The sequence below is a fragment of the Leuconostoc sp. LN180020 genome (genome assembly GCF_014844115.1).
Classification (GTDB): domain Bacteria; phylum Bacillota; class Bacilli; order Lactobacillales; family Lactobacillaceae; genus Leuconostoc; species Leuconostoc citreum.
The window spans coordinates 1,066,109-1,083,215 of record NZ_CP039736.1 but is presented as its reverse complement, the minus strand read 5'-3'; the positions used below and the strand labels follow the sequence as shown (position 1 = coordinate 1,083,215).

Sequence of the window (17,107 nt, the reverse complement as noted above, 5' to 3'; positions counted from 1 at the left end):
TATCATGTTATTTACTTTTATCTGTCATGTGATTTTCTGCCATTAATTTCCCATCAACCATGTCGACTAGGCGCGTAATATCGTTTGTCGTTTGTGCCCATGCACCTGAGGCCATTGCATGCCCACCACCTTCAAATTGGTTAGCAATTTTATTAATCACAATTGTTCGTGAACGTAATCTTACTCGGTAATTACCCTCATCTTGCTCCTCGAAAATCGCCCAGGCTTTCACCTGATCAATTTTTGACGGCAACGACACAACAAAAGCCGTTCCAGCGTCACGTAAGTTATATGAAGCAATTAGTTCATTCGTTAAAATGATATAAGCAAACCCTGATGGTAGAATCGTCAAATTTTGCAGTACATAGCCTGATAACTTGGCAGCATTCTCTGTCATAGTTGTCATATTGTAAAGAACAGCCTCATAATCAAAATCATAATTAAAAAGCTCTGATACAACACGGAATGTTTCTTTATCCATGCTATACATAAAGCGGCCAGTGTCACCTACAATACCTGTATAAAGTAGTCGTGCGGCTTTGGCATTCATAACCAAGCCTTGATCTTTCAACACTTCGTAAAATTCGTAAATCATGGTACTCGTTGCCGAATGACCTTCTTTTACCCATTGCCAATCGCCATAAGGTTCGTCATTTGGATGGTGGTCAATTTTAATTGTTTCTAAACCATTAGGCCACCGTTGATCATCAATTCGAGGTGCATTTGCTGTATCAACCATGATTACTAACGCATTGTTATATGCCTTATCAGGTATGTCATCCATAAATATTTCATCCTGTGACATCCATGACAAGCCTGCTACGGCCTTACCAACTGCATAAATTTTCTTTTTCGGAAAACTAGCTTGTAAAATAGCCTTTAATCCTAATTGTGAGCCATACGCATCAGGATCTGGTCGTTGATGCCGATGAATAATAACCGTATCATATCGTTTAATTTGTGTTAAAATTTCTTCTTCAATTCGTGCCATTAATTCGTCTTTCTGAATCGTAATCATTTATCTGCTTCATTACGCCTTCAATAAGTATACCATGTTTAAAACAATGTCATTTCTTCAAATGTACTCGATTGTAAGTTACTAATAGACAAGCCCAGCAACCTTACTGAAAAAGGTGTTTGAATAACTTCCTCAAACACACTCTGAGCCGTTTGTGTTATGAGTGTTTCAGATAATGGCCATGGTGTTTCTCTAGTGATCGCACGCGTAATTGTATTAAATGCATCATCTCTTATTTTGATATTTAATGTACGTCCGGTTAATTGTTTTACTTTTAAAGCGGCTATCATCTCATTGGCTAGTTGCTTAAAGGCTTTATGGACATCAATTTCATTGTGGATAAAATACCTAAAAGTAGCTTCTTTTCCCACTGACTGTTGCTGACGTTGCCACTGCACTTCCCCAAAATGCACGCCTCGTGTTTGCCAGTATAAGTTCTCACCCATCTTACCAAACAATCCTCTCAGTGTTTCTTTAGGTAATTGACGTAATTGTAATCCATTTTCAACTTTTAACGCTGAAAATTTTGCTTTTGTCTTCGCACCTACCCCACGAAAGTCGCCTATCGGTAGTTCAGCTAAAAAGGACAACATGTTATCGTGTGTAATAACCGTGACACCATTTGGTTTGTTAAACTCGGATCCTAGCTTAGCAAGTAACTTATTGTGTGAAATACCTATTGAACTGGTCAAACCCGTTTCTTTTAAAATTTGATGTCTAATTTGTGCGGCTATACTCGCCCCAGACAAGTGTGAATCTGTCATATCTAAATAAGCCTCATCAAGTGCAACGGGTTCAATTTTTTCGGTAAACGTGTGAAAAATGTGATGAATCGTTTTTGATACTTGCCTATATTTTTTGAAATTTGGCGATAGAAAGACGCCCTCTGGCGCTAACTGCCGTGCTTCAACTGCACTCATGGCAGAGTGCACACCTAGCGCTCGTGCAACATAATTAGCCGTCGCGACCACACCACGTCCACCTGTTTCTGCAGGATCACGCGAAATTATTAGTGGCCGATTGCGCAGCTCAGGATTATCCCGCATTTCTACTTGCGCATAAAAAGCATCAATGTCAACGTGTAATATTTTCCTTAAATCAGTTGTTATTAAGAATTCTGCCATATCAACATTATAACATCAACAAGCGAACATAAGTTCGTTTTCAGCAGTCAGCACAAAAAAATCCCTCTGACCGAAGAGGGCAATGGTCAGAGGGAAGATAGCTCGCGCTATCATTAAAATCAATCAGTAATTGGGGGGCTGATTGAAACATTACTAGGGGAGTAATGAAACTCAAATATTATTCGAGTATGTAACTATTATATACCCTCAGAGATTGGTATCCATATCAATAGCTTTGCTATTGTGTTACGCAAATATTACACAGACAACCGCTATACTTGAGCTGTAGTGGCATAAAAATTGTAGTAAAAAAGCACCTGCAATGGGTGCCTTTTTAGGATTATACGTCGCGACGACGTTCCTTGATACGAGCGGCTTTACCTTGCAAAGCACGCAAGTAGTACAACTTAGCACGGCGAACCGCACCAAAGCGTACAACTTCAATCTTTTCAACACGAGGTGAATGTAATGGGAAAGTACGTTCCACACCTACACCTGATGAAATCTTACGAACAGTATATGTTGCTTGAATACCTGAACCCTTACGCTTGATGACAACGCCTTCAAACAATTGGATACGTTCACGTGAACCTTCGACAATCTTGGCATAAACCTTAACTGTATCACCGGCACGGAACTCAGGAATATCAGAACGCAATTGTGCTGATGTCACATTCTCTAAAATAGTATTTTGACGCATTGGTCATTCTCCTAGTCGACAATCTTACACTTGCCCTTAGGCTTGACGCACAGCGGATTATCGTTAATATTGCCATTACGGCTTTTTTAATTATATCAAATAAATTATTACTTGTCCAGAATTACTTTGCAAAGCGCATCAAATCTTCCGAAATAACATCAATTTTAGCTTGTGATGTCGCTTGACTATCGGATTCAACACCAATGTAGAATTTCAATTTTGGTTCAGTACCTGAAGGACGCACAGCCACCCAAGAACCATCTGCTAACCAATATTTCAAGACATTAGCTTTTGGCTGTGGTAATGTTTTTTGTTGACCGTCTGCTGATGTTTCAGTTGCCGTTGAAAAATCTTGTACACGATTGACTGCCACACCACCAATTGTCTTCGGCTGTTCATTACGGAACTTACTGATAATGGCTGACATTTCATCATTGCCATGTATCCCTGGAAAGTCTAGGCTAATTGTCTTTTCTTCAAAGTAACCAAACTTTTCAAATAACTCTTGTAGGCCGTCGGCGAACGTCTTGCCTTGTGACTTATAATATGCTGCTACTTCAGCAAATAACACAAGAGCTTGAATAGCATCTTTGTCATGGGCAAATGGCTTAACCAGGTAACCAAAACTCTCTTCAAAGCCAAATAAGAATTGATGTGATTTAGTTGCTTCATACTCATCAATCGTTGCAGCAATGTACTTGAACCCTGTCAAGACGTCTGCTGTTGTTACCCCAAAACTAGCCGCTATCTTTGAAGCAAAACGTGAAGAAACAATTGAAGTCACAATAGCACCATTTTCTGGTAATGTATTTGTTTCTTTCTTTGCCGTCAAAAGATAATTCACAAGCACAGCCGCAATTTGGTTCCCTGTTAAGACTTGGAATGTGTCATCAGCTAATTTGACAGCTGCTCCCATACGATCTGCATCGGGATCAGTCGCCACAACCGCATCAGCCCCTTCACGCTTAGCATAATCAATAGCCATAACTAAGGCTGCTGCATCTTCTGGGTTTGGCTTCTTAACTGTTGGGAAATCTCCGTCAATCACCGCTTGCTCTTTTACAATGGTATAGTTTGTAAAACCAGCTTGTTGTAGTGCTTTTTCACCAATATACTGTCCTGTGCCATGTAGCGGTGAATAAACAAATTTCAACGAAGCCCCTTCCTTAGCAACCAACTCTGGGTTAACCGTTACTGTGGCAACGTTAGCTAAATACTTATCATCAATTTCTGAATCAATAACTTGCACATGCGCATTTGATTTATCTAAAGCGATCGTAAAGACATCTTGTATATTTTCAAGTTCTGAAACAACCGCCTCAACAGCTTCTGGCACCATTTGTCCACCATCCGCTCCGTATACTTTATAGCCATTATATTCTTTAGGATTGTGCGATGCTGTAATCATAATGCCCGCAAATGTGCCAAGTTCGCGTACAGCAAAAGACAACTCCGGTGTTGGTCGTAAACTGCTAAACAAATAGGCTTTAATACCATGTGCAGATAAAACCTGCGCTGCATCTGAAGCAAATTCTGGTGAAAAGTGTCGCGAATCAAAACTGATAACAACACCACTAGTTTTTGCAGCATTGCCCTGGGCGTCAATATAACGCGCTAATGCCTCAGTGACTTGACGAACTGTGTAAATATTCATACGATTTGTGCCGGCACCCAAAACACCACGCATGCCAGCTGTACCAAAACTCAAATTCTGGTAAAACGCATCTTCTTGCTCTTCAGGTGTATAGTGCGCCAAATCCTTGGCCAAATATTCTGGCAAAACTGATGCTTCCCATTTTGCTAATTGTTCTTGATAGCTCATGATTTTCTCCTATGTGTATTCTAGCTTTATTATAACAAAGTTTGATTATTTCCGAACAAACAAGTTAACGATTGCTTGTCTAAATTTTGGGACTCTTAAAGCCACGATAAAGACGATCGCTATGCCTACAACGATAATTAACAGCATATCTGACGGTATATCTAGGTGTCCAATGAAGTATCCTGCAGAAACAATGACTGCAGACCACAATACACTCGCAAAAGCCGCCATACGAATATAGCTCACAAATGGCAGTCCTAATCTTCTTGCTAATAGCGGTACAACAACACGAATGAAAGGTAAAAAGCGTCCTAAAACAACAAATAATAGCCAACGCTTTGGATGAAAATTAGTAGCTAATTTATCTAACATTTCTCCCTGTAGGTGTCGCTTTAAAAACGGGATTTTACTAATCTGTTTCATCAAAAAGGCACCAAACCAATAATTGACGGCATCGCCCAAAAAAGAAGCCAATGAAAAAATAGCAATATAAGCCATTAATTCGCCGAAATTATGATGTGTTCCTGCAAGTCCACCAGCAGTGGTTAATATTGTGTCCCCTGGTATGAAACCAGTCACAATACCTGCTGTCTCAATAAAAATAAGCAAAAAAAGAATCACGAGCTTAGTCATTGAAAACGGATTATCCGCTGAAAGAATATCTGTTAAAAAGTGAGGTAAATTAGAAGCAAGTATGAGCATAACGTTATCCTTTATTTGCCTCTATTATACCAAAAAAGCGCCGAGGCGCTTTTCTTGACGTCTTTACTTTGTAGCGAAAATTTCAACACCATTTTCTGTTACAGTAAATTGTTTTGTTTCAAAATTAGCATCCAACACAGCTGTTGTCTTACCATCTGCAGACGTACGTGTGATTGTCAATTCGTTTTCACCATCATTAATCACATCGATTGTACCATCTAAATCAAACGCTGAGCTTGTGTTACGGAAACGTAGCAAGTTAAACAAGTTTGAAACAACCGGACGCTTTGTTGTTTCAGCAATTTCAGCCAAATCATAATAATGACGGTTAATGTTACGGCCTTCTTTTGAGCTTTCTAGTAACTCAATATCATTTTCACCCGCAAGCAAACCAACATAATAAATTTGTGGAATACCTGGTGCAAAAATTTGAGCTGCACGTGCTAGCAAGTAAGCAGCGTCATCGTTTCCTAATGCTGAGTAATAAGTCGTGTTAATTTGGTAAATGTCTAAGTTGTTATAAGCTGCTGATGAGAAAATCTTCTTAACGTTGGCACCAACTTTGTACATTTCTTCAGTTGTAAAGTCAGTTTCTTCTTGTGTCAACAAGTCCTTAGCATCAACAACACCAATACCATCGTGTGTATCCAAGGTTGTAAACTGCTTCATTGGGCTTTGACGTAACCAATCAGCTAAACGATTTGTCTTTCCTGAGTACAATGAATACAACGTGATTAATGGCAAAGCAAAGTCATATGAATACATGTCATGTTCAGTAATCTTACGGACAATCTTGTAGTGTTCATGGATTTCTGGCAACACTTCTGATCCTTCCGCTGCCAGGATTTCACGAACTTCATCTAAGATGTTCCAAATTTCCGGTTCAACGAAGAAATCATTTGTGTCCAACTTTTTAATCGCATAAGCAAAGGCATCCAAACGAATAACAGATGCACCATGATGTGCCAAATTAACCAATGAGTCTTTGATGAACTTTTTAGTTACTTCTTTAGTGACATCCAAATCCATTTGTTGGTCACCGAAAGTGTTCCATACTTGATCGGTTGTACCATCAGCAAATGTTACGGGTGCAAATGGTGCCTTATCCTTACGCTTGTAAATCAAATCAATATCAGCTTCAGTAGGACGGTTTTCAGGCCAAAATTCAGAATACTTCAAGAACATGTCATAATATTCTGATGCTTCTTTCTTTTCTAAGAAGTCTTGGAAATACTTTGATTGTGGTGAAATATGATTCAACATGAAATCAAACATCAAGTAATATTTTTCTGCTAACTTATCGATATCTGACCAGTCACCAAACTTTGGGTCGACTGTTTCGTATTCTTCAGGGGCGAATCCGCGATCACCTGTTGAAGGGAAAAATGGCAACACATGGACACCACCAACAACACCATCAAGTTCATTTGACAAAACTTGATTTAATTCTTTTAAATTCTTTCCAAGTGAGTCAGCATATGTAATTAGCATTGCTTCATTGGTAAGCTTTTTCATGTTTTTTGTTCTCCTTTTAAAAACACAGTTGTAAACTTTATAAACTTAGACTATTTATATTGCGCCGTCTAGCAGCGCAGGTGCTCTGTCATTATGCCAAGCGCTTACGATTAGTGAAAAAAGTAATCACCGCAATAATTAATAGAATGACACCGAGCAGCGGAATTGTCGTATATGCCGCCGCTGCAACATTACTTGTATGATTGCCCATAATGCCGGCCAAAAATGAAATAATAAACGGTTCAACGAAGACACCAACGTTAAAACCAATCAAAATAATTGATGTCACAAATGGTTGTTTCTTAAGTGGTGCTAGATTAGGTAATTGACTAAAAATAAATGGTGAAATCAATTGCATTGGGAAGCCAATGAGCAGTACACCAATCGTTAACATAACAAAATTATGATTTGAAAAAGCGACTAGGTAATTGGAAATGGCCATCAAAATCAAGCCCACTTGTAATGTAAAACGTCCAAACAGTTTTTGGATTGTGCCATATACTATGCCACCGACCATTGCAGCCACCAACATGAAGGACAAAATTGTTGACACAACCATACCATTTACGCCTAGACTCTGTGCCATGAACGGAAAGCTAAGTTGAATAGCCATGTAATCAATAACTAAGAAAGCTGCAAATAAAGTTAATATCCAAACAACTGGACTAATTTTTTTCGGTCCTTCTAGACTTTTTTTAGCAGCTTTTCCTTGCTTTTCTTCTGCCTCTGCCAACATTTCTGTCGTATCTGGTACACGAACGTAGAATAAGTATAAGATTGGGAAAGCTAAAAGATAAACTAAGAACGTTGTATGCCAGCCAAAATTCAACAATAAGCCTGCAACAAAAGTTAACACAGCTTGTCCAATTTGTTCCACGGCGGCACGCCAACCTAACATCGTGGCACGTGTTTGCCCTTGATACATCACGGCAATCATTGAGACTGCTAGTGAATTAAAAATACCAAAGCCAGCGCCCAATACCATTCTAGAAACTAAAATTGCTGCATACGATGAGACGAAGAATGGTACGATACCAGCAAAGCCAACAAGTAACATACCGAGTATAATTGTCTTTTTGTCGCCTAGTTTAGCAGCAATGAACGAACTTAACAGTACAAAGACTGTGACAACGATTGAGGGTGTTGTTGCAAGCGCCTGTACTTCTGTCGCCGAAACACCTAATGATTTAGTCATCTGTGGTAGTGCCCCGTTAATGGCATACGCACTAGTTAACATGAATGAAATACCTAAGAAAGCAACTTTAGTAATCCATTTATCTTGACTCTTCATGATTCTCTCCTTCAGTTCTCGTTAAAATAGAACCGGTTCCTTTTTGTATTAAAATTTCTTTGTGCAAGTCAACACAAATAATTGTAACCGCTTGCACCTCAATTGTCAAACGTTTTCCACTATGAAAATAGTAATGTTAATTTACATGAATTTTCATAAGTTTTTCAAATCATATAAAAACTGTCTATAGCAACTATTTATGAGAAAAAAACAAGATAAAATAAAGCTTATTAAATTTAACAAAAAAAGCAAATTCTAAGAATTTGCTTTTACGCTGGTTGTTGCCTCATTGACAGATGGCAAACTACTAATATAGTCATAAGCTGCCTGTCCAGCAATACCACCATCGCCAACTGCTGTTGTAATCTGACGTAATGTCTTTGCACGAACATCACCAACAGCAAAGACACCCGGAATGGTCGTTTCCATTTTTTCGTTGGTTAGAATCCAGCCTTCGCTGTCTGTAATATTGAGATTTTCAAACCCTTGTGTGTTTGCCATCAAGCCAACATATATAAAGATACCGCTGGCATCAATGTGCGACAGTTCTTGTGTTTGGTTATTAATAACATCTACACCAGTTACCTTTTCATCGTCCCCAGTGATTTTCAGTACTTCTGTATGCCACCGAAATGCCATTTTTTCATTATCAAAGGCACGATCCTGAATAATTTGCTGTGCACGTAACTTATCACGGCGATGCAATACAGTAACTGATTTGACTAAATTAGTAAGATAGAGACCCTCTTCAATAGCTGAATCACCACCACCGATAACTAATACATCCTCATCACGGAAAAAGGCCCCATCACAAACGGCACAATAACTCACACCACGTCCTTGGTATTGTTCTTCGCCATCAACTCCTAAATGAATATGTTCTGAACCTGTGGCAATAATAATTGCTTTTGTCACATAGTCGCCCATATCTGTATGAACAATCCTGTCTTGTCCTTGCAATTCAATACTTTCCACACTACCAAAGCCATATTCAGCGCCAAATTGAGTTGAAGACGCATACATTTTTTCAGCTAAATCCGGTCCAAGAATTGTATCAAATCCGGGATAATTTTCAACGTCAGCAGTGTTATTCATTTGGCCACCATAAATACCACGGTCTAACATCAGCACAGACAAATTAGCCCGTGACGCATACGTCGCCGCTGTCATTCCTGCTGGTCCAGCACCCACTATGATAACATCATATCGTTTTAAATCTGCCATTTGACACGCCTCACTTTACTTACCTTTTATCAGTATAATTTTACACAAAACAACTGTCTTTGTCTAATCAAATGTCTACACTGACAATGGTATCGACTTATAATTTTGCAGCTAATTCCTTAATATAAGCACGCAACTGATCACGTGTCTGTGGATGCTTCAAACCAAATTCAATATTAGTTTCTAAGAAACCAATCTTAGATCCGATGTCATATCGGCTACCTTTAAATTCATGTGCATAAACGTGTTGACGATTGTTCAAAGAATCAATTGCATCAGTCAATTGGATTTCATTACCTTTACCAGGTTTCGTATTTTCTAATTCTTCAAAAATTTCTGGTGTCAACAAGTAGCGACCAATAATCGCCAAATCAGATGGTGCATCTTCTGGCTTAGGCTTCTCCACAAATGTCTTAACACGGTATAAACCATCAGAAGCTTCAGCAGCTGGATCAATTACCCCGTACTCAGAAACTTGATCATGTGGTACCTTCATAACCGCTAGCGTTGATTCGCCAGTTTCTTCATAACGTTCTATTAGTTGCTTTGTGAGTGGTACTTCATCCTGCATTAAGTCATCACCTAGTAACACGACAAATGGCTCGTCGCCGATAAAAGCTTTTGCAGTCAAAACAGCATCGCCTAACCCATTCGGATGTGACTGACGAATAAAGTACATGTTAATATCGGTAGTTTCTTGAACAATCTTTAATAGTTCATCTTTGCCTTTTTCACGCAGATTATTCTCTAGTTCAGGATTAGAATCAAAATGATCTTCAATTGAGCGCTTTGACTTACCATCAACAATCACAATATCTTCAATTCCTGAGGCGATGGCTTCACGCACAATATATTCAATTGTTGGCGTATCAACAATTGGGAGCATCTCTTTGGCAAGTGCCTTTGTTGCTGGCAGGAAACGTGTGCCTAATCCTGCGGCTGGAATAACTGCTTTACGTACTGGTTTCATGATAGTTTACTCTCTTTCTTAACACTTCATCATAGTTACAACGCGTCTTCAGATTTCAAAGGCCGTGACATCAAATCATTAATGGCTTCAGATAACGGTTTATTGTCATACAAAACCTGATAAATTGCTTTGGTAATCGGCATGTCCACATGGTACTGTTGTGAAAAATCATATACTGCTTTCGTTGTGTTGACACCCTCAATTACCATGCCCATGTCATCAGACACTTGCTTTAAGCTTTTTCCCTGACCTAATCCTAAGCCAGCACGATAGTTACGAGAATTTGGTGACATGCCCGTCACAATTAAATCACCGATACCGGCTAGTTCATACAATGTTTTTTCTTGTGCACCCATTGCTAGGCCCAACTGACGCATCTCAACTAAACTTCTAGTCAAAAGCGCAGCTTGTGCATTTGCACCGTAACCTAAACCAACTAAAGCACCTGATCCTATAGCAACAATATTTTTTAATGCAGCAAACAATTCAGAACCAAGTAAGTCATGATTGGTATAAGCTCTAAACGTTTTGTTTGACAACACGCGCTGTAGCAGCTTAGTTGCATTTTCATCACTTCCACCAATAGAAACTGCTGTCAAATCATGTTTTATAACATCTTCTGCATGTGATGGGCCAGATACAACGACTAATGCAGAACGGTAGGTTTCCGGTATTTCTTCCGATAACATCTCAGAAATGCGTTTATAAGTGCCCTGCTCAAGTCCTTTTGTCGCATGTGCCAAAATAACCTGGTGATTTAACTGTGCCAGTGTATCAGCTAACTGTTTAGCAACCTCCCGTACAGCCTTAGTTGGAACAACACATAACACAATATCACTATCTTTTACGGCAACTGCCATATCATCAGTAGCAAACAACTGCTCTGAGAGCGTTGCATCTGGTAAATATTTTGTATTTGTTTTGTTGTGATTAATTTCTACTGCTTGATCAGAGTGGTGCGTCCATAAGCGAACATCATGACCATTTTCAGCAGCAGTATTGGCTAGTGCTGTCCCCCATGAGCCAGCGCCCAGCACAGCAATTTTAGTCATTTTTGTTCTCCAAGTCTTTCTTTTCGTTTTTAATCATTTCGGCAGACATTCGCTCTTCCAACGTTTTGAGCGCGTCAATACCCATATTAGCCGTACGGAACTTAACCGCAGCGGCATCAATCACGCTGGCTGTATTTCGCCCCGGTGTGACCGGTACGACCATACGCTTAATTTTGACACCCAAAATTTCTAATGTGTCGTTATCATTCCCTAGTCGGTCAAAATTAGCTTCACCAATCTTACCATTTGATAAATGAATGTTTAAGGCAATCGTTGCGTGTGATCGTACTGAAACGGCACCATATACTTGTTGAACATCAATAATACCAACACCACGCACTTCCATCATATTGCGTAACACACCATTGGGCTCACCAATTAAACGCTCTTCATCTTCTTGATAAATATCAACGCGATCATCAGCGACCAAACGTGCTTTATCTTGTTGTATGAGTTCTAGCGCTGCTTCAGTTTTTCCTATACCCGCATCACCAGTAATCAAAACACCTAATCCGTGGACATCTATCAGCACACCGTGAACGTTTTCACGTGGTGCTAGTTGTCCACCGAGATAATATGTCATATTAGATAGAATTCGTGATGAAGTCAACGTTGAGGTTAATATAGGAATTTTTGCTTCATCAGCCGCTTGTTTGAGTTCATCACTGATTGGCAAACCGGTAGAAACGACAAATGCTGGTGTCGCAGCATCAGCCATACGTCGATAAACCATCAACAATTCTTCATGCCCCATACGTTCAGAAAACGATGTTTCAGTAATACCCAATAATTGCACACGTTCAGGAGCATAATAATTAAAATAACCTGTCATTTCCAAGCCAGGTCGTGAAATATCTGATGTTGTAATTGGCCGTTCTAAATATTGATTGCCAGCGACAATTTCTAACCGTGTATTGTCCACTAACTGTTTTACTGTAACTGAATTTTGTGCCATGCTGTTATCTTCCTGAATCCATATACACATCAGTTGTTAAAATAGTATTCACAACTGATAAAATAATTGCTGTTAAAATTGCCCATCCAAAACTTGCAAAATCGAATCCACCAACCAAATCGGCAGTCAATTCAAGCATTACGGCATTAATAATTATTGTGAATAAGCCAAATGTAAGAATCGTTAGCGGTAAGGTAAGCAACACTATGATCGGCTTAATAATGGTGTTTAATATTGCTAACACTAACGCCGCCCCGAGTGCAGTTAACCAATTATCAACTCTAAATCCGTTTGGAAATAACGCGCCGATAACTAAGAAGACCAACATTGTTGTTGCTAATCGTGCAAGAAAACGCATTGAAGCCTCCCTTCATTGACTAGTGTAAGCGCTTAACGCATTGTTGCAATGCACTTATTCACTCGTGCCAGTAGTTTCATTATACCAAAAAGACGTCTGATAAACAAAAAATGACTAAACTTAGCGTTCAGTCATTCATCTCGTAAAATAATATTAAATAAAGTAATTATAACCTGGGTTTAACTCAATGATTTTACCTGTGCGCTTATAAACAATCCACTCAGCAATATCAGTAGTATAGTCACCTATACGCTTGAGATAACCAGCAATAACCAGATAATCAGCTGCCGAATCAACTAATTCAGCATCTTCTTTCATGCCTTCAACTGAATCTGAACGCACTTGTGCTGCCCGCTTTGATAATGATTGATTTTCTTCAGCAATTGATTCAGCACCAAGTGCATCATTTTTAACATAGTAATCCATGACTGCAGAAACCATCTTAGCTACTTGTGTTCCCATTTCACCAAGTTTTTCTTCAACGTTGGCAATATGTTTTGTCCCCTTCACACGAATCGTTGAATTGGCAATATTTCTGGCCTGATCGCCCATTCTTTCAAGAACAGAGACTGCTTTTAAGATAGTCACAATTTCACGCAAATCAGTTGTCACTGGTTGATACAAAGCAATCATCTCAAAGGTTTTCTTTTCAATTGCTGCTTCTCGTTCGTTAATCTGGTGATCATTATCAAGAATGGCTCTTGCCCCTTCACGATCATGATCAACAAATGATTGCACGGACTTTTGTATCGTTTGTGCAACAAGCATACCCATTTCAGTAAATGAGTTATCCAAATCAGCTAATTCTTCATCAAATAATCGACGCATCATACTTCTCCTTATTGTTAAACTTTTAGTTATTAACCAAATCGGCCACTCACATAATCTTGTGTTTCTTGTCTCTGGGGATTTAGGAAAATATGCTTTGTCGCATCTACTTCAATCAAATCACCACTTAAGAAAAAAGCAGTACGATCTGATAAACGAGATGCCTGTGACATTGAGTGTGTAACAATAATCATCGCATAATCGTTTCTCAAATTCAATAGTGTTTCTTCAATATTGTGACTTGATACTGGATCTAAGGCTGATGTTGGCTCATCTAACAATAACAAATCAGGCGAAGTTGCTAAGACACGTGCAATTGAAACACGTTGTTGCTGACCTCCTGAAAGGCCCAATGCCGATTTATGCAAATCATCTTTGACTTCGTCCCAGACAGAGGCTTGCCTTAATGCTTTTTCAACTGCTTCATCTAACACAGCTTTATCTTTAACACCAGCCAGACGCAGGCCGAAAATAACGTTTTCATAGATTGAAAATGGAAATGGGTTGGGTTGTTGGAATACCATTCCTATACGTTTACGAAGTTCAACCGTATCTGTTGTTGGTGCGTAAATGTCGGTGCCCTTAAAATCAAACGTCCCCGTAACCGTAATATTGTCTTCCAGATCATGCATTCGATTCAATGCCCGTAAATAAGTTGATTTACCTGATCCAGATGGCCCAATTAATGCAGTAATACCCTTTTCAGGAAAACTTAAATTAATACCATGCAATGCTTCTTTTTGACCATACCACAACTTAACATCACGTGTTTCCAGAATGTTGTTTTGTTTTGTCTCTGTCATCCGAAGTTCCCCGATATATAATCATTTGTTAACGCAACTTTTGGTCGCGTGAATATTTTACGTGTTAAATCATATTCAATTACTTTTCCCATATGGAAGAAAGCTGTATAATCACTAATTCGTGCTGCTTGTTGCATATTATGAGTCACAATAATAATTGTATACTTATTTTTGAGTTCCAATAATGTATCTTCCACTTGTGCCGATGAAATGGGGTCTAGTGCACTAGAGGGTTCATCCAGTAATAGAATATCTGGCTTTAATGCCAGTGCACGAGCGATAACTAACCGCTGTGCCTGCCCACCAGATAATGCTAATGCCGACTTGTTCAATTCGTCCTTAACTTCATCCCATAGCGCTGCTTGTCGCAAACTTGTTTCAACAATTTCGTCTAGCTCTTGCTTCTTTGTCACCCCACGTTGTGTCAATGCAAAAGTGATATTATTATAGATTGACTTGGCAAAGGGATTTGGTCGTTGAAATACCATACCAATATGACGACGCATTTCATAGACATCAATTGCCTTAGTATTGATGTCAACGCCACGATACATGATATTTCCTTTAACGGTTGCTACACCATCATTCATACGATTTAATGAACGTAAAAATGTTGATTTACCGGATCCTGATGCGCCAATTAAACTCGTAATCTTATAGCGTTCAAATGACAAGTCACCTTCACTCAAGGCAAGGTTATCACCATAAAATACTTGTAAATTTTTTGTTGAGATAGCCACTTCGTGTTTTTCCGCTGGCATATCATAAATAAAACGTTCTGGTGCATTTTCTGAAATAAATTCACTGACTGGTTTCAAGTCAATATTGTTAGCCATATTTTCTCCATCATGCTATTCACATCAAATAATTGTTCATAGCCACTTCATTATTAGTATCCTTACTAACCCAGCACTATTTAGGCACTTGTCAGTTTCTGATGTAACTTAGCACCAATCTTGCGCGCACTAAAGTTGAATAGTAAGACAACAATAATCAAAACAGCTGAAGCCCCCGCTGAGACTGCACTGACATCTGGCATAATACCTTCAGAGTTGATTTTCCAAATGTGAACCGCTAATGTTTCTGCTGGTCGCATTGGATTTAGTGGGCTAGAAATATTAAATGGATTCCAGTCAGCAAAATTCAAAGCTGGTGCAGATTGACCAGCCGTATAAATTAGCGCGGCAGCTTCACCAAAAACACGACCTGCAGATAGCACCACACCGGTCACAATTGATGGGACAGCCGCTGGTAAAATAACATGGATGACGGTTTCCCATCGAGACAAGCCAAGCGCTGAACCTGCTTCGCGTTGCAAATTAGGGATTTGCGCCAAGCTGGTTTCAATTGAACGCGTTAGCAATGGTAAGTTAAACAATGTTAACGCCACAGCACCAGATAGAATTGAAAAACCAAAATGAAATTTAACAACGAACAACAAGAAGCCAAACAGTCCCACAACAACAGAAGGCAAAGAACTTAGAATTTCAATTGCTGTACGAACAATCGTGGTGAATTTACCCTTACGTGCGTATTCATTCAAATAAATGGCAGCGCCCAGCGCAATAGGAAAACTAATAATCATCGCCAAAATTAATAAGTAAAATGAATTAAATAATTGTATGCCAATACCACCGCCGGCTTCAAAGGCCTTTGCTGGTGATGTTAAAAAGTGCCATGACAAATGTGGCACGCCACGGACTAAAATAAAGGCAAGCATTGCAATAAGAATTAAAGCAACAATGCCTGAAATGGCATAAATAACGCCGGTGGCTATTTTATCAGCAGTTTTTGCGTTCATTATTTCATTTCTCCTCTGCGTCCAATAGCGCGAACAATCAAATTAAAGACCAGTGACATCAGCAATAAAATCATAGCCAACGTCCACAAAACATTGTTTTGTAACGATCCCATCACTGTATTACCAATACCCATTGTCAAAACAGATGTTAACGTTGAAGCTGGAGAAATCAGATTATGAGGCATCAATGCCGCATTTCCAATGACCATTTGAACAGCCAAAGCCTCTCCAAAAGCACGTGCCATACCAAAGACAATTGCTGTTAGAATACCAGGTGTTGCCGCGCGTAAAACGACTTTGTAAATCATTTGCCAACGCGTTGCCCCAATTGCCAACGCTGATTCACGATAATGACGTGGCACCGACTTCAATGTGTCGACTGTCATAGAAGTAATTGTTGGTAAAATCATAACAAACAAGACAATCGTACCAGACAAAATACCAAATCCTGAGCCACCAAAAGTTGCTCGAATAAAGGGTACAACTACTGTCAAACCAATAAAACCATAAACAACCGATGGGATACCTACCAACAACTCTATAATTGGTTGCATAATTTTAGCACCACGTTTTTGGGCAATTTCTGTCATAAACAGTGATGTCCCAATTGCAAATGGTGTAGCTACAATAGCTGCTAATAAGGTAACCAAAAACGATCCCAAGATCATTGGCAACGCCCCAATATAGGGTTGCTTAGTGTGTGGATCTATAACGGATGGATTCCAATTGGTGCCAAATAGGAAATCTTTCACGCTAACGCCATCATGTAAAAATGTTGACAATCCGCGGCTCATAACGAAAGCAAAAATCGATACAACGACTATTACAATAAGGGCTAAGGCTGCCAAACTAACTGCTCGGCCCATTGAATCTTTTTTCGTTGATTCAGATTTTTGCATCAACTTCTGTGTAATGTTATCCATTTTTTCTCCAAAGTATGACTT

At 39.2% G+C, this 17,107-nt stretch carries 17 protein-coding genes; all 17 read right to left on the bottom strand.

Annotation, left to right across the window (positions count from 1 at the left end; genetic code table 11):
- Positions 1–7 precede the first annotated feature (7 nt).
- Positions 8–991, bottom strand: a complete 984-nt coding sequence (locus FAZ25_RS05605) for a bifunctional oligoribonuclease/PAP phosphatase NrnA (protein WP_192269819.1) — start codon at positions 989–991, stop codon at positions 8–10.
- Between the two features lie 65 nt (positions 992–1,056).
- Positions 1,057–2,142, bottom strand: a complete 1,086-nt coding sequence (dinB, locus tag FAZ25_RS05600; RefSeq protein ID WP_012305360.1) for a DNA polymerase IV — start codon at positions 2,140–2,142, stop codon at positions 1,057–1,059.
- A gap of 340 nt (positions 2,143–2,482) precedes the next feature.
- Positions 2,483–2,842: a 50S ribosomal protein L19 gene (rplS, locus tag FAZ25_RS05595; protein WP_004901922.1), complete on the bottom strand. Its 360-nt coding sequence runs from the start codon at positions 2,840–2,842 to the stop codon at positions 2,483–2,485.
- A gap of 121 nt (positions 2,843–2,963) precedes the next feature.
- Positions 2,964–4,664 (bottom strand): phospho-sugar mutase, encoded by a 1,701-nt coding sequence (locus FAZ25_RS05590; RefSeq protein WP_192269134.1) that lies wholly within the window; start codon positions 4,662–4,664, stop codon positions 2,964–2,966.
- 45 nt (positions 4,665–4,709) lie between these two features.
- Complete coding sequence (locus FAZ25_RS05585; protein WP_004901928.1) at positions 4,710–5,366, bottom strand: DedA family protein; 657 nt, start codon at positions 5,364–5,366, stop codon at positions 4,710–4,712.
- A 63-nt stretch (positions 5,367–5,429) separates the two neighbouring features.
- Complete coding sequence (gene gtfA / locus FAZ25_RS05580; protein ID WP_004904914.1) at positions 5,430–6,881, bottom strand: sucrose phosphorylase; 1,452 nt, start codon at positions 6,879–6,881, stop codon at positions 5,430–5,432.
- A 91-nt stretch (positions 6,882–6,972) separates the two neighbouring features.
- On the bottom strand, positions 6,973–8,172 hold the full coding sequence (locus FAZ25_RS05575; RefSeq protein WP_012305362.1) for an MFS transporter: 1,200 nt from the start codon (positions 8,170–8,172) through the stop codon (positions 6,973–6,975).
- Between the two features lie 255 nt (positions 8,173–8,427).
- Positions 8,428–9,396, bottom strand: a complete 969-nt coding sequence (gene trxB / locus FAZ25_RS05570; protein ID WP_192269131.1) for a thioredoxin-disulfide reductase — start codon at positions 9,394–9,396, stop codon at positions 8,428–8,430.
- Between the two features lie 97 nt (positions 9,397–9,493).
- Entirely contained in the window at positions 9,494–10,366 is an 873-nt protein-coding gene (galU, locus tag FAZ25_RS05565) for a UTP--glucose-1-phosphate uridylyltransferase GalU (protein WP_004901937.1), read from the bottom strand.
- 35 nt (positions 10,367–10,401) lie between these two features.
- Positions 10,402–11,418, bottom strand: coding sequence for an NAD(P)H-dependent glycerol-3-phosphate dehydrogenase (locus FAZ25_RS05560; RefSeq protein WP_004907988.1), 1,017 nt, complete (start codon positions 11,416–11,418; stop codon positions 10,402–10,404).
- Positions 11,411–12,373: an HPr(Ser) kinase/phosphatase gene (gene hprK / locus FAZ25_RS05555; protein ID WP_004901943.1), complete on the bottom strand. Its 963-nt coding sequence runs from the start codon at positions 12,371–12,373 to the stop codon at positions 11,411–11,413. The genes FAZ25_RS05560 and hprK overlap by 8 nt, the downstream gene beginning before the upstream one ends.
- 4 nt (positions 12,374–12,377) lie before the next feature.
- On the bottom strand, positions 12,378–12,731 hold the full coding sequence (locus FAZ25_RS05550; protein ID WP_048801502.1) for a phage holin family protein: 354 nt from the start codon (positions 12,729–12,731) through the stop codon (positions 12,378–12,380).
- Between the two features lie 153 nt (positions 12,732–12,884).
- Positions 12,885–13,559: a phosphate signaling complex protein PhoU gene (phoU, locus tag FAZ25_RS05545; RefSeq protein ID WP_004901946.1), complete on the bottom strand. Its 675-nt coding sequence runs from the start codon at positions 13,557–13,559 to the stop codon at positions 12,885–12,887.
- 32 nt (positions 13,560–13,591) lie between these two features.
- On the bottom strand, positions 13,592–14,362 hold the full coding sequence (pstB, locus tag FAZ25_RS05540) for a phosphate ABC transporter ATP-binding protein PstB (RefSeq protein ID WP_004901948.1): 771 nt from the start codon (positions 14,360–14,362) through the stop codon (positions 13,592–13,594).
- Positions 14,359–15,198 carry a phosphate ABC transporter ATP-binding protein PstB gene (gene pstB, locus FAZ25_RS05535; protein ID WP_004901951.1) on the bottom strand — a complete coding sequence of 280 codons (840 nt, stop codon included), beginning with the start codon at positions 15,196–15,198 and terminating at the stop codon, positions 14,359–14,361. The genes pstB (FAZ25_RS05540) and pstB (FAZ25_RS05535) overlap by 4 nt, the downstream gene beginning before the upstream one ends.
- 80 nt (positions 15,199–15,278) lie before the next feature.
- A complete protein-coding gene (gene pstA, locus FAZ25_RS05530) occupies positions 15,279–16,163 on the bottom strand; it encodes a phosphate ABC transporter permease PstA (RefSeq protein ID WP_004901954.1) in 885 nt (294 codons plus the stop codon).
- Positions 16,163–17,086 (bottom strand): phosphate ABC transporter permease subunit PstC, encoded by a 924-nt coding sequence (gene pstC, locus FAZ25_RS05525; RefSeq protein ID WP_004901956.1) that lies wholly within the window; start codon positions 17,084–17,086, stop codon positions 16,163–16,165. The genes pstA and pstC overlap by 1 nt, the downstream gene beginning before the upstream one ends.
- Positions 17,087–17,107 lie beyond the last annotated feature (21 nt).